The 25,589-nt window shown below is 67.4% G+C and carries 24 protein-coding genes, 1 riboswitch and 1 other annotated feature; of the genes, 13 read left to right on the forward strand and 11 right to left on the reverse strand.

What is annotated here, in order from left to right:
* The first annotated feature begins 40 nt into the window (after positions 1-40).
* Genes scpA through EKM57_RS14905 form a run of 5 tightly spaced genes read left to right on the forward strand, consistent with a single transcriptional unit; the run spans position 41 to position 6,151 of the window.
* The gene (gene scpA, locus EKM57_RS14885; RefSeq protein WP_129793312.1) at positions 41-2,185 is read left to right on the forward strand and encodes a methylmalonyl-CoA mutase; all 2,145 of its coding nucleotides are present in this window, start codon (positions 41-43) and stop codon (positions 2,183-2,185) included.
* The gene (gene bioB, locus EKM57_RS14890; protein WP_129793313.1) at positions 2,182-3,252 is read left to right on the forward strand and encodes a biotin synthase BioB; all 1,071 of its coding nucleotides are present in this window, start codon (positions 2,182-2,184) and stop codon (positions 3,250-3,252) included. Before scpA ends, bioB begins: the two co-directional genes overlap by 4 nt.
* A 31-nt stretch (positions 3,253-3,283) precedes the next feature.
* A complete protein-coding gene (locus EKM57_RS14895) occupies positions 3,284-3,673 on the forward strand; it encodes a lysozyme inhibitor LprI family protein (protein ID WP_206185451.1) in 390 nt (129 codons plus the stop codon).
* Positions 3,674-3,714: 41 nt separating this feature from the next.
* A complete protein-coding gene (locus EKM57_RS14900; RefSeq protein ID WP_129793315.1) occupies positions 3,715-5,700 on the forward strand; it encodes an acetyl/propionyl/methylcrotonyl-CoA carboxylase subunit alpha in 1,986 nt (661 codons plus the stop codon).
* 31 nt (positions 5,701-5,731) lie between these two features.
* Positions 5,732-6,151: a GNAT family acetyltransferase gene (locus EKM57_RS14905; protein WP_129793316.1), complete on the forward strand. Its 420-nt coding sequence runs from the start codon at positions 5,732-5,734 to the stop codon at positions 6,149-6,151.
* Between the two features lie 125 nt (positions 6,152-6,276).
* Here the strand turns inward: EKM57_RS14905 and EKM57_RS14910 are convergent, their stop codons facing one another.
* Positions 6,277-7,047, reverse strand: coding sequence for a fasciclin domain-containing protein (locus tag EKM57_RS14910; RefSeq protein WP_129793317.1), 771 nt, complete (start codon positions 7,045-7,047; stop codon positions 6,277-6,279).
* A 146-nt stretch (positions 7,048-7,193) separates the two neighbouring features.
* On the opposite strand from EKM57_RS14910, the gene EKM57_RS14915 reads away from it, so the two are divergent.
* Positions 7,194-8,006: a MipA/OmpV family protein gene (locus EKM57_RS14915; protein ID WP_129793318.1), complete on the forward strand. Its 813-nt coding sequence runs from the start codon at positions 7,194-7,196 to the stop codon at positions 8,004-8,006.
* Positions 8,007-8,040: 34 nt separating this feature from the next.
* Here the strand turns inward: EKM57_RS14915 and EKM57_RS14920 are convergent, their stop codons facing one another.
* Entirely contained in the window at positions 8,041-8,262 is a 222-nt protein-coding gene (locus EKM57_RS14920; RefSeq protein ID WP_129793319.1) for a hypothetical protein, read from the reverse strand.
* A 108-nt stretch (positions 8,263-8,370) separates the two neighbouring features.
* Here EKM57_RS14920 and EKM57_RS14925 point away from each other — a divergent pair, with 108 nt between their 5' ends.
* Complete coding sequence (locus tag EKM57_RS14925; protein ID WP_129793320.1) at positions 8,371-9,675, forward strand: M20/M25/M40 family metallo-hydrolase; 1,305 nt, start codon at positions 8,371-8,373, stop codon at positions 9,673-9,675.
* On the opposite strand, the gene EKM57_RS14930 is transcribed toward EKM57_RS14925, so the two are convergent.
* Positions 9,672-10,079 carry a helix-turn-helix domain-containing protein gene (locus EKM57_RS14930; protein WP_129793321.1) on the reverse strand — a complete coding sequence of 136 codons (408 nt, stop codon included), beginning with the start codon at positions 10,077-10,079 and terminating at the stop codon, positions 9,672-9,674. The two genes, EKM57_RS14925 and EKM57_RS14930, sit on opposite strands and share 4 nt — an antisense overlap.
* Positions 10,080-10,191: 112 nt before the next feature.
* On the opposite strand from EKM57_RS14930, the gene EKM57_RS14935 reads away from it, so the two are divergent.
* The 3 genes from EKM57_RS14935 to EKM57_RS14945 all read left to right on the forward strand — a co-directional run bounded on the left by EKM57_RS14935 (position 10,192) and on the right by EKM57_RS14945 (position 13,063).
* Positions 10,192-10,896, forward strand: coding sequence for a glutathione S-transferase family protein (locus EKM57_RS14935; protein WP_129793322.1), 705 nt, complete (start codon positions 10,192-10,194; stop codon positions 10,894-10,896).
* A 686-nt stretch (positions 10,897-11,582) separates the two neighbouring features.
* Positions 11,583-12,491 (forward strand): hypothetical protein, encoded by a 909-nt coding sequence (locus tag EKM57_RS14940; RefSeq protein WP_206185452.1) that lies wholly within the window; start codon positions 11,583-11,585, stop codon positions 12,489-12,491.
* A gap of 146 nt (positions 12,492-12,637) precedes the next feature.
* Positions 12,638-13,063, forward strand: coding sequence for a hypothetical protein (locus tag EKM57_RS14945; RefSeq protein ID WP_129793324.1), 426 nt, complete (start codon positions 12,638-12,640; stop codon positions 13,061-13,063).
* A gap of 195 nt (positions 13,064-13,258) precedes the next feature.
* On the opposite strand, the gene EKM57_RS14950 is transcribed toward EKM57_RS14945, so the two are convergent.
* The 3 genes from EKM57_RS14950 to EKM57_RS14960 all read right to left on the reverse strand — a co-directional run bounded on the left by EKM57_RS14950 (position 13,259) and on the right by EKM57_RS14960 (position 17,823).
* Positions 13,259-13,672 carry an acyl-CoA thioesterase gene (locus EKM57_RS14950; protein WP_129793325.1) on the reverse strand — a complete coding sequence of 138 codons (414 nt, stop codon included), beginning with the start codon at positions 13,670-13,672 and terminating at the stop codon, positions 13,259-13,261.
* Positions 13,669-15,963 carry a 5-methyltetrahydropteroyltriglutamate--homocysteine S-methyltransferase gene (gene metE / locus EKM57_RS14955; RefSeq protein ID WP_129793326.1) on the reverse strand — a complete coding sequence of 765 codons (2,295 nt, stop codon included), beginning with the start codon at positions 15,961-15,963 and terminating at the stop codon, positions 13,669-13,671. The genes EKM57_RS14950 and metE overlap by 4 nt, the downstream gene beginning before the upstream one ends.
* Before the next feature lie 113 nt (positions 15,964-16,076).
* Positions 16,077-16,293, reverse strand: a riboswitch (cobalamin riboswitch).
* 315 nt (positions 16,294-16,608) lie between these two features.
* Positions 16,609-17,823 carry an MFS transporter gene (locus EKM57_RS14960; protein ID WP_129793327.1) on the reverse strand — a complete coding sequence of 405 codons (1,215 nt, stop codon included), beginning with the start codon at positions 17,821-17,823 and terminating at the stop codon, positions 16,609-16,611.
* 124 nt (positions 17,824-17,947) lie between these two features.
* Between EKM57_RS14960 and EKM57_RS14965 the strand changes: the two genes are divergently transcribed.
* Positions 17,948-18,553, forward strand: coding sequence for a TetR/AcrR family transcriptional regulator (locus EKM57_RS14965; protein ID WP_243451065.1), 606 nt, complete (start codon positions 17,948-17,950; stop codon positions 18,551-18,553).
* A gap of 94 nt (positions 18,554-18,647) precedes the next feature.
* Here the strand turns inward: EKM57_RS14965 and EKM57_RS14970 are convergent, their stop codons facing one another.
* From EKM57_RS14970 to EKM57_RS14985, 4 genes are all read right to left on the reverse strand, one after another.
* The gene (locus tag EKM57_RS14970) at positions 18,648-19,493 is read right to left on the reverse strand and encodes a universal stress protein (protein WP_129793328.1); all 846 of its coding nucleotides are present in this window, start codon (positions 19,491-19,493) and stop codon (positions 18,648-18,650) included.
* An 11-nt stretch (positions 19,494-19,504) separates the two neighbouring features.
* Positions 19,505-20,989: a SulP family inorganic anion transporter gene (locus tag EKM57_RS14975; RefSeq protein WP_129793329.1), complete on the reverse strand. Its 1,485-nt coding sequence runs from the start codon at positions 20,987-20,989 to the stop codon at positions 19,505-19,507.
* Positions 20,990-21,066: 77 nt separating this feature from the next.
* Positions 21,067-21,120: a sequence feature (sul1 is cis-regulatory element that is thought to sense ions involved in sulfur or methionine metabolism; They are found in Alphaproteobacteria), on the reverse strand.
* Positions 21,121-21,258: 138 nt separating this feature from the next.
* The gene (locus EKM57_RS14980) at positions 21,259-22,290 is read right to left on the reverse strand and encodes a potassium channel family protein (RefSeq protein ID WP_165357475.1); all 1,032 of its coding nucleotides are present in this window, start codon (positions 22,288-22,290) and stop codon (positions 21,259-21,261) included.
* A 190-nt stretch (positions 22,291-22,480) separates the two neighbouring features.
* Complete coding sequence (locus tag EKM57_RS14985) at positions 22,481-22,660, reverse strand: hypothetical protein (RefSeq protein ID WP_129793331.1); 180 nt, start codon at positions 22,658-22,660, stop codon at positions 22,481-22,483.
* A gap of 274 nt (positions 22,661-22,934) precedes the next feature.
* Here EKM57_RS14985 and EKM57_RS14990 point away from each other — a divergent pair, with 274 nt between their 5' ends.
* A complete protein-coding gene (locus tag EKM57_RS14990; RefSeq protein WP_129793332.1) occupies positions 22,935-23,360 on the forward strand; it encodes a DUF2231 domain-containing protein in 426 nt (141 codons plus the stop codon).
* The gene (locus EKM57_RS14995; RefSeq protein ID WP_206185466.1) at positions 23,360-24,694 is read left to right on the forward strand and encodes a sorbosone dehydrogenase family protein; all 1,335 of its coding nucleotides are present in this window, start codon (positions 23,360-23,362) and stop codon (positions 24,692-24,694) included. The genes EKM57_RS14990 and EKM57_RS14995 overlap by 1 nt, the downstream gene beginning before the upstream one ends.
* 81 nt (positions 24,695-24,775) lie before the next feature.
* On the opposite strand, the gene ubiG is transcribed toward EKM57_RS14995, so the two are convergent.
* Complete coding sequence (ubiG, locus tag EKM57_RS15000; RefSeq protein WP_129793334.1) at positions 24,776-25,510, reverse strand: bifunctional 2-polyprenyl-6-hydroxyphenol methylase/3-demethylubiquinol 3-O-methyltransferase UbiG; 735 nt, start codon at positions 25,508-25,510, stop codon at positions 24,776-24,778.
* Positions 25,511-25,589 lie beyond the last annotated feature (79 nt).

Raw genomic sequence — 25,589 nt, forward strand, 5'->3', positions numbered from 1 at the left:
GAAGGTGGGTCCCGGCCGATGCCGGGACACGTGGAATGGAATGGCTGAGAACAAACCCACGATCGAGGACTGGAAGGCGGCCGCCGGCAAGGAGGTGAAGGGCAAGGACCTCACCTGGCGCACGCCGGAAGGCATCAATGTCCAGCCGGTCTATACGGCCGAGGATGCGGCCGGGCTCGATTCCGGCCTGCCGGGCTTCGCGCCTTATACGCGCGGGCCCTATGCTTCCATGTATACCGGCCGGCCCTGGACGATCCGCCAATATGCAGGCTTCTCGACGGCCGAGGAATCGAACGCCTTCTACCGGCGCAATCTCGCCGCCGGGCAGAAGGGCCTGTCGGTCGCGTTCGATCTCGCCACCCACCGCGGCTATGACAGCGACCATCCGCGCGTCGTCGGCGACGTCGGCAAGGCGGGCGTGGCGATCGACACGGTCGACGACATGAAGATCCTGTTCGACGGCATCCCCTTGGACGAGATGTCGGTCAGCATGACGATGAACGGCGCGGTGCTGCCGGTCATGGCCTTCTACATCGTCGCCGCCGAGGAGCAGGGGGTGGAGCCGGCGAAGCTGGCCGGCACCATCCAGAACGACATCCTCAAGGAGTTCGCGGTCCGCAACACCTATATCTATCCGCCGACCCCCTCGATGCGGATCGTCGCCGACGTGATCACCTATTGCGCGGCCAACATGCCGCGGTTCAACTCGATCTCGATCAGCGGCTATCACATGCACGAGGCCGGTGCGACGGCGGTGCAGGAGCTCGCCTTCACGCTCGCCGATGGGATGGAATATGTCCGCGCCGCGCAGGCGAAGGGGCTCGACGTCGACGCCTTCGCCCCGCGCCTCTCCTTCTTCTTCGGCATCGGCATGAACTTCTTCATGGAGGTGGCGAAGCTTCGCGCGGCGCGGCTGCTGTGGCACCGCATCATGGAAGGGTTCGGGGCGCAGAACCCCAAATCGAAGATGCTGCGCACGCACTGCCAGACCTCCGGCGTCAGCCTGACCGAGCAGGACCCGTACAACAACATCATCCGCACGACGATCGAGGCGATGGCCGCGGTGCTTGGCGGCACCCAATCGCTGCACACCAACAGCTTCGACGAGGCCATCGCGCTTCCGACCGACTTCTCCGCGCGCATTGCCCGCAACACGCAGCTGGTGCTCGCCGAGGAGACCGGCATCGCCAATGTCGCCGATCCGCTCGGCGGGTCCTATTATGTCGAGGCGCTCACCGATGCGCTGGCCGAGCAGGCGTGGGCGCTCATCGAGGAGGTCGAAGGGCTCGGCGGAATGACCGGCGCCGTGGCCGAGGGCATGCCCAAGAGGCGCATCGAGGAAGCCGCCGCGGCCCGCGCCGCCAAGGTCGACCGCGGCGAGGCGGTGATCGTCGGGGTCAATCGCTACCGTCTCGGCGAGGAAGCGGCTCTCGACATTCTCGAGATCGACAATGCCCGGGTCCGGGCCGGCCAGATCGAGCGTCTCGAGCGGGTCCGCGCCGGGCGCGATGCCGAGGCGGCACAGGCCGCCCTGGACGCGCTGCGCGAGGGTGCGCGCGGCGGGGCCAACCTGCTCGACCTCTCCGTCCGCGCCGCCCGTGCCCGCTGCACCCTGGGCGAAATCTCGGCCGCACTGGAGGAGGTGTTCGGCCGCTACGGCACGACGCCCGAACCGGTGCGCGGCATCTATGGCGGCGCCTATGCCGGCGACCCGTCCTGGACGCGGGCCGAAGAGGGCGTGGCCGCTGTCGGCCGACGGCTCGGGCGCAAGCCGCGCCTCCTGGTCGCCAAGATGGGCCAGGACGGTCACGACCGCGGCGCCAATCTGGTGGCCTCCGCTTTTGCCGACCTCGGCTTCGAGGTCGTGCCGGGGCCGCTGTTCCAGACGCCGCGGGAAAGCGCGGAGATGGCGATCGAAAGGAACGTCGACATCGTCGGCGCTTCCAGCCTCGCCGCCGGCCACAAAACCCTGGTGCCCGAGCTGATCGGTCACCTGCGCGACATGGGCCGCGCCGACATCAAGGTCGTCGTGGGCGGAGTCATTCCCGCCCAGGATTATGAGATGCTGCGCGAGGCGGGCGTGCAGGCGATCTTCGGACCCGGCACCAACCTGGTCGAGGCGGCCGGCGAGGTGCTGAAGCTGCTCGGGCACAACATGCCGCCATTGGAAGAGGCTGCCGAATGAACCTTGTCACCGATATCGACGCGCCCGCGACGCGTGCCCCCACCTCCAGCCCTTCCCCTGGCGCGGAGGGCCCCCGGCGCGACTGGACCCGGGAAGAGATAAGGGCGCTGTTCGACCTGCCCTTGCTCGACCTCCTGTTCGAGGCGCAGCGCATCCATCGCGAGTTCCACCCGCGCAACGAGGTCCAGCTCTCGACCCTGCTGTCGATAAAGACCGGCGGCTGCCCCGAGGATTGCGGCTATTGCAGCCAGTCGGCCCATGCGAAGAGCGGGCTCAAGGCCGAGAAACTGATGGACGCCGCTGCGGTGCTGGCGGCGGCGGCGCAAGCCAAGGCTGCCGGTTCGGGCCGCTTCTGCATGGGCGCGGCCTGGCGCGAGCCCAAGGAGCGCGACATGGACGCCTTGTGCGAGATGGTCGCCGGCGTGAAGGCGCTCGGGCTCGAGACCTGCATGACCCTGGGCATGCTGACCCGCGACCAGGCGGATCGGCTCGCCGCGGCCGGTCTCGACTATTACAATCACAATCTCGATACCTCGCCGGAATATTATGGCGAGATCATCACGACCCGCACCTATCAGGAACGGCTCGACACGCTCGAGCAGGTCCGCGCGTCGGGCATGGCGGTCTGCTGCGGCGGGATCGTCGGCATGGGCGAGAGCCGAGAGGATCGGGTCGGTTTCCTGCACGCGCTGGCGACCCTGCCGGCCCATCCGGAGAGCGTGCCGATCAACGCCTTGATTCCGATCCGGGGAACGGTGCTCGGCGATATGCTCGCCGACACGCCGCTCGCGAAGATCGACGATATCGAGTTCGTCCGAACCGTCGCCGTCGCGCGAATCCTGATGCCGCGCTCGATGGTCCGGCTGTCGGGAGGCCGCGAGAGCCTGAGCGAAACGGCGCAGGCGCTCTGCTTCCTCGCGGGCGCCAATTCGATCTTCACCGGCGACAGGCTGCTCACCAGCAGCAATGCCGGCGCCGATGCCGACGCGGCCCTGTTCGAGAGGCTCGGCCTCAAGCCCATGGTCGAAAAGGTCGACGTCGAGCCGACGGCGGTTGCGGCCGAATGAAGGCGAGGTCGACGTCATGATCGCCGCTCTGATGGCAGGCGCGGCCATGCTCACCGCGGCGCAGGCGGCGGGCGGGCCCCGCAATTGCGACGATCCCCAGACGCAGGCCGAGATGAACCTGTGCGCCTCGACCGATTTCGAGCGGGCCGACGATGCGCTCAACCGTCTGTGGCCGGAGGTGATCGAGGCGGTGCGGCGGGCCGACATGGCGTTCGGACCGGCCGCTGACGGCAGGGTTTCCGGCGAGACCCGCCTGCGCGAGGCGCAACGGGCCTGGATCACCTTCCGCGACGCGCATTGCATCGCGGTCGGCTATGGAGCGCGCGGCGGCAGCCTGGAACCGATGCTGTTCAATGGCTGCCGGGCCCGAGTCACGCGCGAGCGGACGGACCAGCTTCGCAGCGATCTCCTGTCGCGCTAGGCAGGGGCTGGACCGCGCCCACGTCCGGGCTACAAGGCGCCATGTTCTCGAAGATCCTGATCGCCAATCGGGGCGAGATCGCCTGCCGGGTCATCCGGACCGCGCGCCGGATGGGCATCGCCACGGTCGCCGTCTATTCAGACGCGGACGCCCGCGCGCCGCACGTGAAGCTCGCCGACGAGAGTGTCCGGCTGGGGCCCGCGCCGGCGTCCGAATCCTATCTCAATGCCGAGCTGATACTCGACGCCTGCCGGGCGACCGGATCGCAGGCGGTGCATCCGGGCTACGGCTTCCTGTCCGAACGCGAGAGCTTCGCCCGCGCCTTGGCCGAGGCCGACATCGCCTTCATCGGCCCGCCGGCGGAAGCGATCGCCGCGATGGGCGACAAGATCGAGTCGAAAAAGCTCGCCCAGGGCGCCGGGGTGAGCGTCGTTCCCGGCTATATCGGCGAGATCAGGGACACCGGCCACGCCGTCGAGATCGCCAACGGCATCGGCTATCCGGTGATGATGAAGGCCTCGGCGGGCGGCGGCGGCAAGGGCATGCGTCTCGCCTGGTCCGAAAAAGACGTTCTGGAGACGTTCGACAGCGTCCGGCGCGAAGGCCTGTCGAGTTTCGGCGACGACCGAATCCTCATCGAGAAGTTCATCGAGAGCCCGCGCCACATCGAGATCCAGGTGCTCGGCGACAAGCAGGGCAATATCCTCTATCTCGGCGAGCGGGAGTGCTCGGTCCAGCGCCGCCACCAGAAGGTGGTTGAAGAAGCCCCCTCCCCCTTCGTCACGCCGGAGATGCGCAAGGCGATGGGCGAGCAAGCGGTCGCCCTCGCGCGCACGGTGGGATACCATAGTGCCGGCACGGTCGAGTTCATCGCCGGCGCCGATCGCAGCTTCTACTTCCTCGAGATGAACACGCGGCTCCAGGTCGAGCATCCGGTGACCGAAAAGGTGACCGGCCTCGATCTCGTCGAGCAGATGATCCGGGTCGCCGCCGGCGAGGCCCTGGGGTTCGGCCAGGACGATGTGAAGCTGAGCGGCTGGTCGGTGGAAAGCCGGGTCTATGCCGAGGATCCCTATCGCGGCTTCCTGCCCTCGACCGGGCGGCTGGTGCGCTACCGCCCGCCGCGCGAGAGCGAGCACGTCCGCGTCGACGACGGCGTCGCCGAGGGCGGCGAAGTGTCGATGTTCTACGACCCGATGATCGCCAAGCTGATCACTTATGGCGACACGCGCGAGGCGGCGATCGATCGCCAGATCGAGGCGCTCGATTCCTTCCTGATCGAGGGCATCGGACACAATGTCGATTTCCTCTCGGCGCTGATGCAGCACCCGCGCTTCCGCGCCGGCGCGCTCACCACCGGCTTCATCGCCGAGGAATATCCGGAAGGCTTTGCCGGCGCACCGGCGGACGAGGGCCTGATCGCCGACCTGGCGATCGTCGCCGCGCTTGCCGGACACGAGACCGACCGGCGCGCCTGTGCGGTCTCGGGCCAGCTCAACGGCCCCGTCCCAGCGCCCGACCTTCGGGTGGTCCGGATCGCGGGGACGGAGCATCGGGTGCGTTTCGAGCCTTATGAAGGTGGGCTGCTCGCCTTCCTCGACGCGGCAGAGGCGAAGGAACTGGTCGGGCGGTGGCAGCCCGGACAGGCGCGGTTCCGCGGCACGATCGACGGGCGCGCCCTCACCGTCGCCATCGCTCGCCGCGGCCGGCAGTGGCGGCTCACCACCCGCGGTGCCTCCCATCTCGCGGACGTCCTGCCCGAGCACGTCGCGGCATTGAGCCGCTACATGATCGAGAAGGTGCCGCCCGACCTTTCCAAATATCTGATCTGCCCGATGCCCGGCCTGCTCACCGCCTTGCACGTCGGCGAAGGCGATCCGGTCGAAGCGGGCCAGCCGCTCGCCGTCGTCGAGGCGATGAAGATGGAGAATATCCTGCGCGCCGAAAAAGCCGGCAAGGTCCGGAAGGTGAACGCGAAGCCGGGCGACAGCCTGGCCGTGGATGCGGTGATACTGGAGTTCGAATGACTCCGATGCTGCCGCAGAAAGGCTCGCGGCGATGATTCGGGTCGAGGCCTATCGGCCCGAGATGGAAACGCAGGTCGATGCGCTGTGGCGCGAGGCGTTTCCCGACGATCCGCCGCGCAACCGGGCGGCAGTGGCGATTCCGGCGAAGCTCGCCTTCCAGCCCGATCTGCTTCTGGTCGCGACGGAGGATGGCGCGGTCGTCGGAACGGTGATGGCCGGCTATGACGGTCATAGGGGCTGGCTCTACGCCGTCGCGGTCCGGCGATCGCACCGGCGCCGCGGAATAGGCCGGACGCTCATCGGCGAAGCGGAAGAGCGGCTGGCGAAGATCGGATGCACCAAGATCAACCTGCAGGTGCGCGCGACGAACGAAGCGGTCGTCGGCTTCTATCGCGACCTCGGCTATGCGGTCGAGGAACGGATCAGCATGGGAAAGGCGGTCGGTTCATAACGCCGTTCGGTGCGACCGCTCCCCTCATTGCCCGGGATCCCTGCCACCCTGGGTGGCATAGATGGGGAGGTCGCGGCTTTCCTCAGTTCGCCGCGCCGCCGAACTTCGGACTTTTCCATGGCCCCTCAGCCCGCCGGTACCAGCAGGGAGTCGATGCTGTGCACGACTCCGTTCGAGAAGAGCTGGTCGGCGCGGGTGATGCGGGCCTGGCCTCCGCCGCCGTCGGTGATCAGGATCGTCTCGCCCTCGCGCGTGAGCGTGAGATTGGCTCCGGTGACGGTGGCGAGCTCGGCCCGGCCCTCCGGCGCGTTTCGGATGGCGCGGCCGATATCCTCCGCCCTCACGGTGCCGGGGACGATGTGATAGCTCAGCAAGGTGACCGCCCGCTCGTGCTGTTGCGCCGATTCCACACGGTTGCGCACCGCCTGCGGCGCCGCCTGGAAAGCCGCTTCGACGGGCGCGAAGACGGTATAAGGTCCTCCCCGGCGGAAAATCTCGAACAGGCCTGCGGTCCTCAGGGCACCGACGAAGGCGACATGATCGGCCGACCCTTCGAGCGCTTCGCCGATGCTGCGGCTGTCGGCGACCGGCCGTTCCTCCTTCGCCGCCTCGCCTTCGGCGGATAGATTGTCGACCCGATTGCCCGCTTCGCCGCCGCACGCCGCGACCGGCAGCGACAAGAGGCACAAGGCGAGGACCTTCAGCTTGGACATTTCCGTCCCTCCAGGAATCCCACCCACTCCAACGCGCTCGAGCTGGGCAAGGAGCGAAATGATCTGCTCGATCCGCCGCGTCTGCGGATCCAACTGATACACGTTCCGGTCGGCATAGCGGTACAGCGCATCGTCCCAGTCACAATAAGTGTCTCGATGGTCGAGCGGCGTTGCGTACGTCATAGACGGGGCAGGCTCTCGCCGATCCGGCGCGGCGATCCCGCCTCGCCGCAACGCGAGCCGTTGCCCTGCCAATCGGGTCGAAAGCGAGCGAAGCGATTTTAATATTGCAGCCGCAACGAAGTTCGGCTCAGTTCGTTCGCCGCGCCATGAAGCAAAGCCACACCCTCTATGCCGCCGCCGCTTTGGCCGTGGTCCTCGCAGTCCTTCCCGCGGCGCCGGCCGTGGCCCAGGACGAACGCGGCTGGATCGTCAGTCTCGGCGCGGGCGCGCAGCTTTATCCCAAATATCCCGGCAGCGAGGATCTCGGCCTCAACCCGTTGCCCATCGTCGACCTGCGCCGGGAAGGCGCACCGCTCACGTTCGAGGCTCCCGACGAAGGCTGGGGCTTCGGCGTCCTCGGTAGCGACCGCGTGTTCAACTTCGGTCCATCGATCGCTTTCCAAGGGAAGCGCAAGGAAAAGGACGTCGGCGCGGCGGTCGGCAATGTCGGCTTCACCGTGGAGGCGGGCGCCTTTGCCGAGCTGTTCCTCGGCGAGAATTTTCGGCTTCGGGCCGAAGGCCGTCGCGGCCTCGGCGGACATGAAGGCTGGATCGGCGACCTTTCCGCCGACTTCGTGCTGCGCGATCGCGACACTTACGTCTTCTCGATCGGCCCGCGCGCGCGGATCTCCGACGACAATTATCAGGATGCCTATTTCAGCGTCACGCCCGCGGTGGCGGCAACGACCGGACTGCCGGCCTACGATGCCGGCGGCGGCTTCCATGCGGTCGGCGCGGTGGCCGGTCTCACCTACATGCTCGACCCCAACTGGGGCCTGTACGGCTATGCAGGCTACGACCGGCTGATCGGAGACGCGGCCGATTCGCCAATCGTCCGCAACTTCGGCTCGCGCGACCAGTTCTCCGGCGGCCTCGGCATTTTCTACAGCTTCGCAGTCGGAAGTCTGTTCGGGCGCTGAGGGGCGGGGCTCCCGCCGACGAGGCGACCTTTTCCTAGCCGTTGGTCCGACCCGTGTCGGATTCGGCACCTTGGCCGAGCGATGCATCATTCTCGACATCGCCTTCGACCGTATTTTCGCCCGCTAGCAGCACGGACTCCCTCGACCCGGCGCGGGCGAAGATGCCCGAGCTCTGGCCGATGCCCGGATTCTCGTCGAGATCGTCGGGAAGCTCGGCCGGCTGTTCGTCGGGCTTGAGATGCTTGCGCGTCATCATTCTCGCTCCTTTCGCTGGCCCAACGCACCGGGGCGAATCCCGTTCGGCTTGACATGGCTCGCCGCACCCTAGGAAAGGGTCAGGCCGCCCCACAGGAGTCCCCTGCCGATGAAGCCCCTCGTTCTGCTCGCTTTCCTTTGCCTCGGTCTTGCCGCACCCGCGTCCGCCGAACTGACCCCGGCTGAGCGGAGGATGAGCGAGGTCGTCGAGCAGGAAAGCCAGCGCTCGGTCGAGCTGCTGGAGCGACTGGTCAATCAGAATAGCGGAACGCTGAACCTGCCCGGCGTCGAGGCAGTCGGCCGCATGATGCGCGCCGAGCTCGAACCGCTCGGCTTCGAGGTCGAATGGATCGACATGAGCGAGACAGGCCGCGCCGGGCATATCGTCGCCACGCATCGAGGCAATGGCCGCGGCAAGAAGCTGCTGCTGATCGGCCATCTCGACACAGTGTTCGAGCCGGACTCGCCGTTCCAGCATTTCGCGCGGGAGGGCGGCCGCGCCACCGGGCCCGGCATCGGCGACGACAAAGGCGGGCTGGTCGTGATCGTGGCGGCCCTGCGGGCGATGGAGGCGGCTGGGACGCTGGACGACGCCGACATCCGCGTCGTCCTCACCGGCGACGAGGAGCGGCCCGGATCGCCGCTGGAGACAGCTCGTCGGGACCTGATCCAGGCGGGCCGCGAGGCGGACGTGGCGTTGGAGTTCGAGAATCTCGCGAGGGACGACGGCACCGAATATGGCACGGTGGCCCGACGCAGCTCGACGAGCTGGACGCTGCGCACGAGCGGCCGAAGCGGCCATTCGAGCGGCGTTTTCAGCGAGGGGCTGGGCTATGGCGCGATCTACGAGATGGCGCGAATCCTCGACACGTTCCGCCGCGAGCTGCCCGAGCCCAACCTCACCTACAATGTCGGGGTGATCGGCGGCGGCACGCCCGCCGAAATGGACGAGCAAGGGCTTCGGATCAGCGCCGCGGGCAAGACCAACATCGTCGCCGAGACGGCGATCGCCCGCGGCGACATCCGCACCCTTTCGGCCGAGCAGGAAGAGCGGGTCCGGGCAAGGATGCAGGCGATCGTCGGCCAGCACCTTCCCCATACGAGCGCCGAGCTCGTCTTCGCCGAGGACGGTTATCCGGCCATGGCGCCGACGGAGGGGAATCGGGCCCTTCTCGCGCGGCTCAACGCCGTCAATCGGGACCTCGGCCTGCCCGAGATGCCCGAATATGATCCGGCGCGGCGCGGCGCGGCCGATTCGAGCTTCGTCGCCGCCGATGCCGACGTACTCGCCGGGCTAGGCGTCGCCGGCGGCGCCGCGCATGCGCCGGGAGAATGGATCGACCTCGACAGCCTTCCGCGCCAGGCGAAGCGTGCGGCGATCCTGATGACGCGACTCAGCCGCGAACAGCGCTAGGCAGCGGTGTCGGCGGATCGCTCCGCCGGTTGTAGGGGAAGCGTCCGCAGGTCGCGCGCGGAGCCGGCTGCGGGATCGGGCGCCGCCGCCCGATCCCCCTCCGTCTGGACCCACCAGTCGCCGAGCGCGTCGATCAGAGGCACCAGCTTTCGGCCCGCATCCGTGAGCGCATAAGTAACGTGCCGGGGGTAGCCCCCATGTTCCGTCCGATCGACGATGCCGCAGGCCTCGAGCTCGCGAAGCTCGAGCGACAGCATGCGATGCGAGACCGTCGGATTGTCGCGGCGGAGGTCGCCGAACCGCTTCGGCCCGTCCTTCAGATAATAAAGCAGCAAGGTAGGCCAGCGGCCGCTCAGGACCCGCATCACCTCTTCGATCGGACAACGGGACACAAGGTCCTTCATCGGCCTGCTCCGTAGCGAGGGTTACAGAAATGTGCGTTATTCACTTGGGGCGCGCCGCCGCCCATTTCCACCGGGCTGCGCAGCACGACCAATCAAAACATGGAGATGAACGTTGGAACCGATCCTCTTGTACGGCTTCCCGGAGGGAAGCTCGATGGGTCTCGTCGCCGCGCTGGAATGGCAGGGTGAGCCTTATCGATTATGCCGCGTCGACATGCTCGGCGAGATGCGGGACCCATCCTATGCCAGGCTCAACGCGCGCCACGAGACGCCGGTCCTCATCACGAGCGACGGCAGCCCGCTTACCGAGACGATGGCGATCGCCGCCTGGCTCGAAGCCCGGGACAGGCGAAGGCGCATCAGCTTCGATCCCCTTTCGCCGGAGGCTGACCGGATGCACCAGCTGATGGGCTATGTGAACAGCGGCTTCACCGGCGCCTTCGCGCCGCTCTGGACAGCCCTGGAGATGGAGACGGGCGAGCCAGCCTACCAAGAAGCGCTTCGGCGGTTCGGCCGGGAGTGGGTCATCGAGCGCCACGACAAGCTCGAGGCGATGCTCGACGGCACGACCTATCTGGTCGGAGAGCGCCCGACCCTGGCCGACGCCCTGCTCATCGGAGTGGCACGCTGGCTCGATTTCCACCAAGTGGCGGATGCCCAGACGTGGCCACGGCTCGCCGCCTGGCGCGAGCGGATGGACGCGGATCCGGCGGTGCGGTTCGCAAAGGCACTCGAGTCGGGAGAGCGGCCGTCGGGCTCGGGCGCCTGCAAGGGCCATGTCGCGCTCGACGAGGTGATCCGCGAGCACGGCCGGTGAACGGCGGGCCGGTGCGCTCGCGGGCGCCCGGCCCTTGTCGGTGCGGGCGATCCGGCGCCACCGCGATGCGGAAGTTCGAACGGCTTGCCAGGGCGCGCACGCTGTCCGGCCGCAGAGGCGAAATTGACGAAATTGACACCCTAACGCGCGGGGGCCTGCGCGCGCGCGTGAGACTCCACGAGCCACGCCGCGGCGGAACGGGATGGACCCGCGCCCGCGTCGTTGCGCCCGCAAACAAGCGTTGACCGGACCGCAAAGATCCAATCGATCTCACCCTGTCAAAGAATCGGCCGTGCCTGCTTCCCAGGCTCTTTCGGTCTAGGCGTTCTTTCGAAAAGAGTCAAGAACAAACGGTGAACATGAATGGCCGATCCCGACGAGCGGCCGGTTTGCACGCCGTCCTTTCGTCACGATGGCGCCAAACAGACCATGTTCATGTAGGATCATGGAGAGCAGCGACATTGCGCCCTTGTCGGCACGTCGTGTTCGGAGATTGCATGGCCCGAATAAGCTATGGGCGCCCTATTGTTCTTCTAGCACGGCTCTCCGTTCTGCTGCCGGCGGTGGCGGCATGCGCGTCCGCACCCGGCCCGTCGCCCAACGTCCATGCCGAGACACCGGTCGCGGCCAGTATCGAACCCACCGGCTTTGCTACGGTACTACGCGCGGCGCCCTCGACCGCCTCCATGGCGCGGCCGGCCCGGATGGAGTCCGAGTCCCAGCGCATCGCGCGCACGCGCGGCATTCCACTCGCCGAGGCCGAGCTGCTGATGAATCCGGACGAGGCGGCTACCCGCGACGCCCTGGCGCTGGATCGGCGCCTGAAGACCCATGCGGAAGGCAATTATATCGGCATGCGGATCGTTCGCGATCCCGATCCGCGTTTCGCCTTCCAGTTTCGCCGCAACGCCACGGCGACGCTGGCACGCTTCACCTCCGACAGGCGATTCGCCGCCGCCGAGGGTGGCGTGCCGAGAGAGGAGCTCCAGCCGCTGTTCGACGAATGGCTGGCGCGCTTCGAGCCACACCGCATCCTGGGGGCCGGATCGGTCAACGAATTTGACGGCATGGTCCAGTTCGACATGATCATCGACGAGGCCGGCTACCGCGCCATCGCCGCCCGCGAAGGCTGGATCCTGCCCGAGCGCGTTCGCCTGCACTTCCCGCCGGCGCCCAACGCACGATCGGTCGACCCTGCTTTGGCTCCGCTGGTGCGGGTGTTCGCGCGGCAGGATCGAGCGCCAGGCGTCGTTCTGTCAGCCGCGCTCAGCGGGCGCCTCATCCTGCGCGACGGATGTTTCCGAATGCAGGAACACGGCGCCGGCGAGCCGCTGGTCCTGTTCGGACGGGATGTCGAGCTGGGAGTGGACGAGGACGGCTATATGGTCGTGACCGATCCCCGGGGCTCCGAATCCTATGGCGGCCCCAGCGCCCGCATAGGCGAGCGCGTGGTGTGGAGCGGTCCCCGCGGCGTCGATGCGGCGGACGAGGGCGTGAAAGCGCTGCGCGCCGCCTGCGGGTCGGACCCGATCGTCGCAGTAGGGGAACCGAGAAGCGAACGAAGGTTCGGGCTGAGCCTGCCGACGAGGCGGTGAGCCTCGGGCGTCAGTATTCCAGAGCGGATGGCCGTGAGGGCAGGCAAGCGCGCGGCGTGTCACGTTCGGCATGAATCGTCCGTCCGCCCGGGCCTTCCCGCGGCCGGAGGGTAGAACCGGGTCGAGTGCGGTCCTATGACGGCTCCATGCTCTTCGCCAAGCTCGATCTTTGGATCGGCAGCACGCTCTTCGTCCCGCCAATCATCAAGCTTTGCCAGCTCACGCGGCAAAGCCAGTTCGCGGTCTCGCGCCTGTTCTGGTTCATCGCAGCGCTGGATGGATTCTACCGCGCGGAGACGCTGTTTTCGTCCATCCTGTGGGGCGGCATGAGCGTCCTGATGATGATCACCGCGTCTCAACGGGCGGACCATCCGACAACCAGCTTCATGTTCTTTCGAATGCTCAGTCTGGCTTTTCTCGGCTTCGGCATCGTCAAGGCCGCTGCCACGGGAGTCTGGGCGGGAACCGAATTCTGGATTCTCGTCCTGACCGCGGAATATGCCGCCACGATACGCACGATCCCGCCTGCCGACGCAACCAAGATGGCGCCTCAAGCGCTTTGGCGGCCCTGAATTCTCGAGCCCCGGGTGCGGGCGCGAGCGGCGCGAGCCAGCGGCCCGCCTAGCCGAATAGCGAGGGCCGGCCGTTCCCGTCGCTTCGGACCGGTCCAAGACGAGATTTGGGCGGCGATCCCATCCGGCGAGCCGCGCGACTCGGGCCGCAAGCGGTTTTGGCCCGCGCATGACGCCGGGGCTCGGGCTGCCCCATCAGTTCGACCTTCGAGACTCTGGAGGAAGAAGCTGCGGCACCGATCGAGGCCGCCGGTCCTGCCCGATAGCGACGAAGACGAAGCTGGCCCTGGTCACCAGATAGGCTTCGTCGGTGTGGCGATCACGGCGCCATGTCTCCGCAGCGATCGACATCGAGGTCCGCCCGACCTTCTCGAGCGTCGCGAACACCGAAACCTCGTCACCGACGAAGACCGGGCGGTAGAAGGTCATGCCTTCAACCGCGATCGTCACCGCCCGGCCGCCCGAATGGCGCGACGCCACCGACGAGGCGGCCAGGTCCATCTGCGCCATCAGCCAACCGCCGAAAATGTCCCCATAGACGTTGGTGTCGGCCGGAACGGCGGTGAGCCGGATGACCGGCACGCCGTCGGGCATCGCGTCGCGGCTCATGAACCAGCCTGCCGCAGTGCGTGGGCGGCCGCGACCATGTTGACAAGCGCCGGACGAACGTCCTCCCACTTGCGGGTCTTGAGGCCGCAATCGGGATTCACCCAGAGCCTCTCCGCCGGAAGATGTGCGCAGGCCAGCTTGAGCAACGCCGTCATCTCTTCGGGATGCGGAATGCGCGGCGCGTGAATGTCGTACACGCCGGGGCCTATCTCGTTCGGATATTCGTAGTCGGCGAACGCCTGGATCAGTTCCATCCGCGAACGCGCCGTCTCGATCGAAATCACGTCGGCGTCCATTGCCCCGATCGACGGCAGGATATCGTTGAACTCGGAATAGCACATATGCGTGTGGATCTGCGTCTCGTCGGCGACTCCCGACGCCGCCAGGCGGAAGCATTCCACGGCCCAGTCGAGATAATGCGCCCAATCCCTGCGGCGCAGCGGCAGGCCCTCGCGCAGCGCCGCCTCGTCGATCTGGATCACCTTCGCGCCGGCCGCTTCCAGATCGACGACCTCGTCCCTGATAGCCAGTGCGATCTGCCGGCAGGTCTCCTCCCGCGGCTGGTCGTCGCGGACGAACGACCAGTTGAGGATGGTCACGGGCCCGGTCAGCATGCCCTTCATGGGTCGGTCGGTCTGGTCCTGCGCGAAGCGCCACCAGTCGACCGTCATCGCCTTGGGTCGCGACACGTCGCCATAGAGGATCGGCGGGCGAACGCAGCGCGAGCCATAGCTTTGCACCCAGGCGTTCTTCGTACAGGCGAACCCGGAAAGCCGCTCGCCGAAATATTGCACCATGTCGTTGCGCTCGAACTCGCCATGGACCAGCACGTCCAGGCCAACCTCCTCCTGCCAGCGTATTGCCTGCCGGGTCTCGTCGCGCAGGAAATCCAAATAGGCATCGTCGCTGATCTCGCCGCGATTGAATCGCGCGCGGGCCGACCGCACGGCTTCGGTTTGCGGAAAGGAGCCGATCGTGGTGGTCGGGAAGTCGGGAAGTGCGAGGCGATCCTTCTGCCGCGCGGCCCGCGCCGGAAACGGCGACCGGCGGGACGCCATGTCCGGGGTGGCGGCAGCCAGGCGCGCCGCCACGGCGGCATCATGAATGCGAACCGAGGAGCGGCGCGTCGCCGCCGCTTTCGACGACGCGTCCAAGGCCTCTGCAACGATATGGCGGCCGTTGTTCAATGCCGCCTTCAGGATCGCCAGTTCCTCGACCTTCTGCACGGCACAGGCGAGCCATTGGGCGATTTCGGGCTCGAGATCCCTTTCCAGCCCCAGATCGATCGGCGTGTGCAACAGCGAGCAGGAGGGGGCAAGGATCAGGTCGCGAACCTTCGACACCGGCTCGAGCCGATCGAGCAGCGATTCAAGGTCGGCACGCCAGACGTTGCGGCCGTCGATCACGCCGAGCGAGAGGCAAAGATCCTTGCTTGCCGACTTGACGATCCGGGCGAGTTGCTCGGGCGCCCGCACCAGATCGACGTGCAAGCCCGCGACCGGCAGCGACGTCGCGAGAGCGAGATTGTCGCCCAATCCGCCGAAATAGGTGGCCAGCATCACTTTCGGCCCGCGTCGGGCGAAGCGCGCATAAGCGCGGGTGACGGCGGCGCGCTGTCGCGCATCGAGGTCGAGCACGAGCACCGGTTCGTCGATCTGCACCCAGGCGGCGCCGGCCTCGCGCAGCCGATCGAGGACTTGGCAATAGATGACGAGTGCATCGTCGAGGAAATCGAAAGGATCGGCGCCCTGCCCCTTGGCCAGGCTGAGCCAGGTCACCGGTCCAAGCAGGACGGGGCGAGTCTCGAATCCCAGCGCCTTTGCCTCACGATAAGCGTCGACCGCCTTGGTCGAGGCCAGGCGGAGAGTCTGCCCGGCCGCCAGCTCCGGCACCATGTAATGGTAATTGGTGTCGAACCACTTCGTCATTTCCTGCGCCGTATGACCGGCGGCCCGGCTGCTGCCCGCCGCACCGTCTCCCTGCGTGCCGCGGGCCATGGCGAAATAGGTCGCGAGATCGACGCTCTCTGCGTTCCAGCCATAGCGGTCCGGCACGGCGCCCAACATGGCGCTCGTGTCGAGGACATGGTCGTAGAAAGAGAAATCGCCCGACGGGATATGGTCCACGCCGAGCGCATTCTGGCGAGCCCAGGCGGCAGCGCGCAGTGCCGAGGCGGCTTCAATCAGTTCGGCTTCGCCCGATCGGCCGGCCCAGAAGGATTCGAGTGCGAACTTCAGTTCGCGGCGCGGGCCGATGCGCGGAAAGCCCAGAGTGGCGACGGTGACGGTCATTTCTTCTACCCCGATTGGGGCGGGCCGACCGGACGGGACGCGAGCAGGGTACGGGCACGAACACGGAGTCCGGGCACGGCCCTGCGTGCGGCCTGCCCGGACACCCCGCCGGAAGGACGTTATCGCGACGAGGCAGGTCTCCTGGCTCGCGGGTCATCATGCCGGCCCCGGCCTTCCCGGCGGACGCGCCGCCAGTGACCCAGTCAGGGACCGCCACTCGCCGCTTACAGTTGCGGGGGCAGCGCCGGCCTTGGCTTCACGCCTCACCGGCTTCCCGTCTTAGCTCCGTCCCGCAGAGCGGCGCGGAGAACCTCGACCCGCCTTGAATGCGCCTGCAAACGCGCCCTGTCAAGGCAGATATAAAGACATGTTTATATGTGCAAGTGTGCCCGGAATGGCGCTCTCCTTCCTCGGAAAGTGCCAGCCACGTCCGAAAGGGGAAACGACATCTGACGCGACAGACCCGGAGAGCGGATATCCTTCCGGCCTGGTCTTCGGACTGGAGCCATGCGGCAGTCCGTAAGCCGCTCGCCTTGCAGCTTCGTCGTCGAGCTCTCGCGCCGGACGCCGGCCTCGAGCGGTGCAGATCCGTCCTTGCAAGCAGGTCGACCGGACCTCGCAACGTGCCCGAGGTGAGCTTTTGCGCTACGCCCGAACCGTCATGGCTTTCGCGGCGCCGGTTCGATCTTCGCCCAGGACGCGCTGTCCCAGGACGACGATGAGCAAGGCCGCACTCGCCGAGGCCACCGATACCCAGAAGCCGTTCTGCGCACCGAAGGTGTCGACCACCCAACCCGACACGAAGGCGCCCAGCGCCATGCCGATGCCGATGCCCGTCATCACCCAGGTCACGCCTTCGGTCAGCACCTCCGGCGGCACGCGCCGCTCGATCAGGCCAAATGCGGTGATGAAGGTCGGCGAGATCGCCACGCCGCTGAGAAAGATCGCCGCGGCCAGCGCCGGCACGCTGCCGACCAGCAGCAGCGGCAAGGTGGTCAGCAGGACCACGGCCAGCGCCACCAGCAGCTGGCGCTGCAGGGAAAGCTTCAGTTTCAGCGCCCCCATGATCAAGCCGACGACGAAGGAGCCCATCGCGTAGACGCCGATCACCAGACTCGCCGCGCCCGGCTGGCCGAGCTCCCTGGTAAGCGCGATGGTGCTGACCTCGGCAGTGGCGAAGAGCGCACCCACAAACACCAATGCGGCGGTGACGAGCTGGACCGGCCGCAATGCGATGGCGGGTCTTCGCGTGCTCGATCCCGCCACCCTGACCTTCGGCTCGGTACCGCGCTGGAGCACGAAAGCGGCCATACCGACGGCGAGGAAGACGGTGGATGCCAGAAGCCCCGCTTCGGGAAACAGGGCCACGCCCAGGCCGACCGAGAGCGAGCTTCCGGCGATGTAGACCAGTTCGTCGGCAACCGATTCGAAGGCGAAGGCGGTGTTCAGCTCCGGCCGGCCGCGAAAGATCTCGGTCCAGCGCGCCCGCACCATCGCCGGGATGCTGGGCATGACCGCGGCGAGCAGTGCCGTGGCGAACAGGGTCCAGGTCGGCCAGTCCAACCGGGTGGCCAGCAACAAGCCCGCGAAGGCCAGAACGGACACCGCCGCCGTCGGCGTGAGAAGGCGGCTCTGGCCGAAGCGGTCGACCAGGCGCGATATCTGCGGGGCGGCGAAGGCGTTGGTGAGAGTGAAGGCGGCGGCGACGGCTCCGGCGAGCCAGAATTCACCGTGGGTCTGGGACAGCATGGTCACGATGCCGATCGGCGCCATGGCGATCGGAAGACGGGCCACGAACCCGGCGGCGGCGAATCCCCGGGTTCCCGGCGCACGGAAGATTTCGCGGTAAGGGTTGGACATGAAGCGTCCTTTGGGCTGGCGATGCGTGTCCCGACGACATACATACGCTTCGTATGTCGGTGAGTTGGTGACATACGCCGCGTATGTCAACTGTTCGCGGCCCATTTTCCGCCCGGAGCTTCCAATGACGCGACGAACGCGCGCCGAGATGATCGCCGAAACCCGTGCCAAACTGATCGCCGCAGCGCGAAAGGCTTTTGGCGAACAGGGCTACGCCCAAGCGTCGATGGACGATTTCACAGCCGAGGTCGGCCTGACGCGCGGAGCGCTCTATCACCACTTCGGCGACAAGAAGGGCCTGCTGGAAGCGGTCGTACGTCAGATCGACTCGGAGATCGCCGAACGACTGACGACGATCTCCGCCGCCGCGCCGACGCGGTGGGAGGGGTTCGTTCGAGAGAATATCGGATATGTGGAGATGGCTCTGGAGCCGGACGTTCAGCGGATCATGTTGCGCGATGGTCCGGCCGTGCTGGGCGACCCGTCACGCTGGCCAGGGGCCGACGGCTGCGTTGCGACGATCAGAGCCAATATCGAGCAGCTGCAGACGGATGGGATCGTCAGGAACGACATCGACGCCGACGTCGCCGCGCGGCTCATCTCCGGCGCCTCGACAGACGCTGCCTTGTGGATCGCCAACGCCGCCGACCCCGCTTCGGCCTCTCGCAAGGTCATCCCCGCCTTCAAGGCGTTGCTGGAGGGGCTGCGAAGCCCTGGAGCCGCCGAATAATCTAAAGCTCGGCGCGATCATGCGGAGGTCGGTCCCGGAGCATCGGGATGGCAGCGGACACCGAGCAGCATCGAGCCCTCGGTGAGGCAAGGGCCTAGCGGAACAGGAGCAATGGGCGCTGGACGCTGCGCATCATGGCGGTGGTCGTGCTTCCGACGATCAGCGTGCGTAGCGGCGAGTGGCCGTAGGCGCCCATGAGCACCAGATCCGCGCCGCGCTCGGCTTCGCCGGAAAGGACGGGCTCGGCCTCTCCGGGGATGATCTCGGTACGGCTGGTACGCGGACCGAGCACCTCGCCGGCCCAGCGCAGCGCATCGCGGTTGCGGTCATTGTCGGGGCCGGCGATCACGAGATGCTGCTCCACCCCTTCGAACAGAGCCGAGGTGGCGGCGAACGCCACCGCCTTGCGGGCGCTCGGCCCACCGTCGAAGGCGATCAGGACTCGCTCGATCGGCCTGAACGCGCGCGAGGCGACCAGAACCGGCTTTGCGCTCTGCCGCACCACGCGTTCGACCTTGCTGCCAAGATGGCCCTTCGCGAAATCGGCCGAGGCGCCGCGCTTGCCGACGACGACGATGTCGGCATCGGCCTCGCGCTCGATCACCGTCTCGACGATCCCGCCATGTCGGTGCACCGGCAAGACCCGTTCGATGCCCTGCTCGCGCAGCCGCGCCTCGGCCGTTTCGAGCAACAGCTTTCCGCGCTCGCGGGCGAGCCGGCCTTCCTGTTCGTCGATCCGCGCCAGCTCTTCCATGAGCTGACTCTTCGCGCCGAGACCCACCGCGCCGCTGAGATCGTGCCGCGCCGCCACCGCGTCCTTGCGCTGGACGACGTGCAGCACCTCGACCGACGCATCCAGCCGCCGCGCCGCCCAGGCCGCGTGATCGCAGACGCTGGTCGCGTAGAGCGAGGCGTCGATGCAGGCGAGCAGCTTGACCATATGCTTCTCCATCAGTGCGCGCCGAGGGCGCCATCGGCGCCCGGCTTGTCGTGCGTTCCGAAGCGGTCGATCATCGTCGCGCTGGCCTCGTTGAGGCCGATGATCTCGACGCTCGTTCCCTCGCGGCGGAACTTGAGCACCGCCTGATCGAGCGCCGCGACCGCCGAAATATCCCAGAAATGCGCGCGGCCGACGTCGATCCGGACATGATCGATCACCTCCTTGAAGTCGAACGCGGCGAGGAAGCGATCGACCGAGGCGAAGAAGATCTGCCCGGTGAAGACATAGGCCCGGCTCGCGGCGTCCGCCGACAAGGTGGACGTGAAGGCGAAGAGGCGGCTCACCTTGGCGGCGAAGAAGATTCCGCTGAGCAGCACGCCGGCCAGCACCCCCTGGGCGAGATCATGCGTCCAGACGACCGTGACGACGGTGGCGACCATGACCACCGAGCTGTGCCACGGATGGCTCCTCAAGTTGCGCACCGAACTCCAGCTGAAGGTACCGATCGAGACCATGATCATGACCGCGACCAAAGCCGGCATCGGGATCTGCGCGACCCAGGGCCCGAGCACGACGATCAGGAAGAGAAGGAACAGGCCGGCGACCAATGTCGAAAGCCGCGTGTGACCGCCCGACTTCACGTTGATCACCGACTGGCCGATCATCGCGCAGCCCCCCATTCCGCCGAAGAAGCCGGTGACGAAGTTGGCGATGCCCTGGCCGCGGCTTTCCCGCTTCTTGTCCGAGGGCGTGTCGGTAAGATCGTCGACGATCTGCGCGGTGAGCAGGGATTCGAGCAGCCCGACCGCGGCCATGGTCGCGGAATATGGGAGGATGATCCGCAGCGTCTCGAGGCTCAGCGGCACCTGCGGGATCAGAAAGTGGGGCAGGCTGCTCGGCAGGGCGCCCATGTCCCCGACCGTGTTGACCGGCAGCGAGAGCCAGACCGAGAGAATCGAGAGGATGACGATCGCCACGAGCGGCGAGGGCACGGCACGGGTGAGGCGCGGGAGCAGATAGATGATGGCGAGGCCGCCGGCCACCATGGCATAAGTGTGCCAGCTCACTCCGATCAGCTGCGGCAGCTGCGCGATGAAGATCAGGATGGCGAGCGCGTTCACGAAACCGGTGACGACCGAGCGCGACACGAACCGCATCAGCAGGTCGACTCGCGCCCAGGCCGCGAGCATCTGGACGACCCCCATCAGGACCGTCGCGGCGAACAGGTATTCGACGCCATGATCGCGGACCAGGGGAACGACCAGGACGGCGACGGCCGCCGTCGCGGCCGAGATCATGCCGGGCCGTCCGCCGACCAGAGCGATGATCACCGCGATCGAGAAAGAGGCGTAGAGCCCGACCCGGGGATCGACGCCGGCGATGATCGAGAAGCCGATCGCTTCCGGGATAAGCGCAAGCGCGACGACGAGACCGGCAAGGATGTCCCCGCGCGGGTTCGAAAGCCATTCGCGGCGAAGCGTGGCGAGTTTATGCATGTTCTTTTCTGAAGACCTGGATCGACGAGGCTTCGGCCCGCGGAGCGAAATCCGCGATCTGCTGCGAAGCCAGAGATCGTTATCCGGGGGATAGGCGCCCGGCCGAGCCACCCGACACGGCCGGGTCCGACGAAGAGCGAGGTCTATGCTCCCGGCGGGTCGGATGCGCAAGAGCCGAGACGAGACGGCCGTGGCGTGACGCCGAAGGCGGCGGCCTGCCGCACGTTCCCTTGCCCTTGGCCGTCATGGTGTCCGCCGGGGGGCGGCGTTCAAACGGCGAGGGCATCAGCCGGGAGCCGGCGATCGGCGACGTAGAAGATGCGGTCGCCGGAGGAGATGGTCCCCTTGGTGTCGAAGCGGAAATCCGACCTGGCGCCTCCCGCAGGCCGCCAGGAAACGGGAACAGCCCCGTGCCGGAGGAAGTGCGAAGTCACGGCGCCGAACGGCGCGTCCTTTCCCGGCCAGGTCACGCTGAACAAGGTGGCGGCCGCATCGGTGTGGCTGGCGAGGATGTGAAGCAGATGGCTCGATCCGGGGTCCTTGACGGCCTTGACCACCAGCTCCACCGACGGCGCCAGGACGACCTCCACGTTCGGGCAGTGAGCGGTCAGGAGCCGTGCATTTTCCTCCTCCTGGAAGAAGCAGACGATGTGCCCGCCGCGGTTCATCGCTGTGATGGCGAGGGCCGCCGCAAGCGTCTCCTCGTCGTTCGACGCGAAGATGATGACCCGCGCCGCCGTGGGAATGCCGGCCCGCAGCAGATCCTCACGAGCGGTAAGGCTGCGCGCGCGGACGTAGCGAATCCGATCGTCTTCGTTCACAAGATCGCGCCGTGCCAGCAGGATCAGGTCCTGATCGGGCTCAGCATCGGCGACGAGCTCATCGATCATCCGCGGCGTACGCTGTTCTTCATAGCCGACGAGCACGATATGCTCCCGCTCGCCACGGTAATCAGCAAGTCCCATGCGCCGCCTCCGCCACCTGCCGGACATCCCGGCCAGGGCCTTCGCGACCACCGTCGTGAAGGCCGCAATCGCGCCCGGAAAGACGATGAAGGCGGTCAGCAGCCGACCGGGCTGCGTCACCGGGGAAAGGTCGCCATAGCCGACCGTCGACGCGGTCGTGAGGTACCAGTAGAGGAAAGCCGAGGGCTCGAGGAGTCCGGATTCGCCCGCAAGGGCCATCAGCATCCAGGCAAGAGCCATGTGCAGCAGCACCCCACCCGCCAGCACCGACCAATGAAGTTCGGTAACCGCGCGGTAAATGGCTCGGATAATCGTTGCTATCCGTGGTGCTTCCATGCTCGCGCAGCTTCTCCTCCTGCTTCGCCCGATGGTCCATGCGCTTTCCGCGCCGCGGCCGAACTGCCGGATCATGCCAGAGAGATGCCGGCGCCGGGGACGTGAGTCCGGCGGGGTAGCGGTGCGGCGGCCGCCTTGTCCAGCCGGGCACCGACTGGATGGACGCGACCCGGCCACCCGCTCCGCTCATTCAGAGCGCCAGGCGCACGACCAGGACGACCGCTCCGGAGATCAAGCCCGCCGTCAGCGCGGCGAGGAGGCGCTGGGGTCGTCCCATTGAGCGCATGGCGCCGACCAGGCTCCACAGCAGGTACAGGCCGACGCTCACGGCTACAATGTGGATCAGCACCTGTACGATGTGTTCGGTCATGATTGCTCCTCGTCGAGACGGCATCTGCCATCGGCCTCGCCGTGCGGAGCCTGGAGAACGCATGAGGGCACCATCCGTGGCCCAAGACGGCGCGTGTCCCGCACGAGCCGCACCGGATCGCGGCGCATCCCGCGCGATCCGCGATCCGTTCGTTCGGTGCCGATCAACCGCACGGTCGAACGGCTTCGAAACCGAAACGACCGAAGATGCGTTCCCCCACCGTCGGTTCAGTCGACACGTCGCAATTCGCCTCGCCGGACGAAAGGAAGATGAAGTGGCCACCCTTGCCGCGAGGGCCGATGCGAGACCGCTGCATCCGCTGCACGCCATGCTCCTGGCCTTCCCGCTCGCGCTGTTCGTCGGCGCCTTGCTCAGCGATCTCGCTTACTGGTCGAGCCATGAGATCCAGTGGACCAATTTCGCGTCCTGGCTGAACGCCGGCGGCCTGCTCGTCGGCGCCTTCGCCTTGTTGTGGGCGCTCGTCGAACTCGTGCGCAGTCGGCGCAGAGGACGGCCGGGACTCTACTTCCTCCTGCTCCTCGCCATGTGGGTGCTCGCCTTCATCAACGCCTTGGTTCATTCGCGGGACGCCTGGGGGAGCATGCCCGCCGGGCTGTGGCTCTCCGCGATCGTCGCGTTGCTGGCCATTGCCGCCGCCTGGACCGGCTATTCCGGCTTCCGGACGGGCGACGTGAGATGATGGGCAGGTATCTGGTCGGCGCCCTTGGCGCACTGTCGCTCGCCGCCTGCGGAGGCGACCCGGATCCCGCGCAATACGGGCCCGATCCCGACCTTCCGCAGCAGCAGAGGGGCCTGCTTCCCAGCATGGAAATCCCCCACCCGGCCGGCTGGGGCGAGGATCGGCCGATCGTCCCCGAGGGCTATGCGATCGCTGCCATCGCGACCGACCTCGCAATCCCGCGGCAGACCCTGGTGCTTCCCAATGGGGACATATTGGTCGCCGAGGGAGCGGGAAGCAGCGCGCCGCCGCTGCGCCCGAAGGACGTGATCGCCGGCCTGATCAAGAAGCAGGGCAAGAGTTCGGTCAAGGGCGGCGACCGGTTGACCTTGCTGCGGGACGGGGACGGCAACGGCACCTATGAAGGACGCACGGTCTTCGCCGAGAATCTCAACGCGCCCTACGGGCTCTCGCTCGTGAATGGAGGCCTTTACGTCGCCAACCAGGACAGCCTGGTGCGCTTCGACTATCGGGTCGGGCAGACCCGCGCCAGCGGGCCGCCGGAGAAGATTGCGGACCTGCCGTCGGCGATCAACCATCACTGGACCAAGGCGATGGCAGCCAGCCCGGACGGCCGATTCCTCTATGTCGGCATCGGCTCCAACAGCAACATCACCGAGCGCGGAATGGCGGCGGAGGTCGACCGCGCGATGGTGTGGCAGATCGACGTCGAGACTGGCGCCCACCGGCCCTATGCGACCGGTCTTCGCAATCCCAGCGCGCTGGCGATGCAGCCGGGATCGGGGCGGTTATGGGCGGCCGTCAACGAGCGCGACGAGCTGGGACCCAACCTCGTTCCTGACTATATCACCTCGGTGCGCGAGGGCGGCTTCTACGGCTGGCCCTATGCCTATTGGGGGCCCAACGTCGATCCGCGGGTGCGGCCACAGAATCCCGAGAAGGTCGCGGCGACGATCCGGCCGGACTATAGCCTCGGATCGCACGTCGCGCCGCTCGGCCTCGCTTTCTCGATGCCGACGCTTGGACCGCGCTTCGCACAGGGCGTGTTCGTGGGCGAGCATGGCAGCTGGAACCGGAACGAGCCCGTCGGCTACAAGGTGGTCTTCGTGCCGTTCCGCGGCGGCCGTCCCGCAGGGCCGCCGATCGACTTCGTTTCCGGCTTCCTTGGACCGGACGGGCGCGCGCGCGGCCGGCCGGTCGGGGTGACGGTGGACCCGCGGGGCGCGCTGATCGTCGCCGACGATCTTTCCAACACGGTCTGGAGAGTGACGCCCGTGCGGCCGAGCGGGGCGGCTGGGGCCTCGGCGCCCGCCACCGGTGGCCCCGATGGATAGCCGCCGGCCGAGCCGCCCGGCATCGAGGGCGTCCGACGAAGAGCGGCCCGGGCAAATCCGAGAAATCGCGCCGGCGGAGCGTCAGCGCTTGCGCGCCGTCACCAGGTAATTGAGCGACACGTCGTCGGTCAGGCCGAACCCGCGCGTCGGCGTCCAGCCGATTCCGGTGACGTCGACCGGCTCCAGCCCCGCCTCGTTCAGGCGGGCGGCGAGCTCGTCCGGCGTCAGGAACTTGTCCCAGTCGTGCGTGCCCTTCGGGATCCGGCCCAACCCCTCGCCGATCGTGATCATCATCAGGCGCGACCAGGCGGTACGGTTGGGAGTCGAGAGGATGAGGAGGCCGTCCGCCTTCACCGCGCCGGCTAGGCCGGCGACAAAGGCGGGCACGTCGGCGACATGCTCGACCACCTCGAGGCTGGTGACGAGGTCGTACGCGCCGTCGAGACGCTCGACCCCGCCGACGCGATAGTCGATCTCCAGCCCCTGTCCGAGCGCGTGGGCACGCGCCACCGCAATATTCTCCTCGGCCGCGTCGACGGCGGTGACTGCTGCGCCGAGCCGAGCCAGCGGCTCGGCGAGCAGGCCGGCGCCGCACCCGACGTCGGCGGCGCGCCGCCCGGCGAGCGGCCTCAGGTCGTGCTCGTCGAGGCTCCAATGCTGATCGACCCGGTCGCGCAGGTAGCGCAGACGGACCGGGTTGAGCTGGTGAAGCGTGGCGGAAGATCCCTTCGGATCCCACCAGTCAGCCGCCATCCGGCCGAAATGCTCGGCCTCGGCGGGATCGATGGTCGGCGCGGCGTCGCTTGCCTGTGGCATGGCACCTCCCTATCAGGGCGCGGCCTCGTTTTGGACCCTTTTCCTTCGGTTCGAACGTCCAGCTCATGGCGGAGACCTG

Source organism: Sphingosinicella sp. CPCC 101087 (assembly GCF_004151485.1).
In the GTDB taxonomy this organism is placed as follows: domain Bacteria; phylum Pseudomonadota; class Alphaproteobacteria; order Sphingomonadales; family Sphingomonadaceae; genus Allosphingosinicella.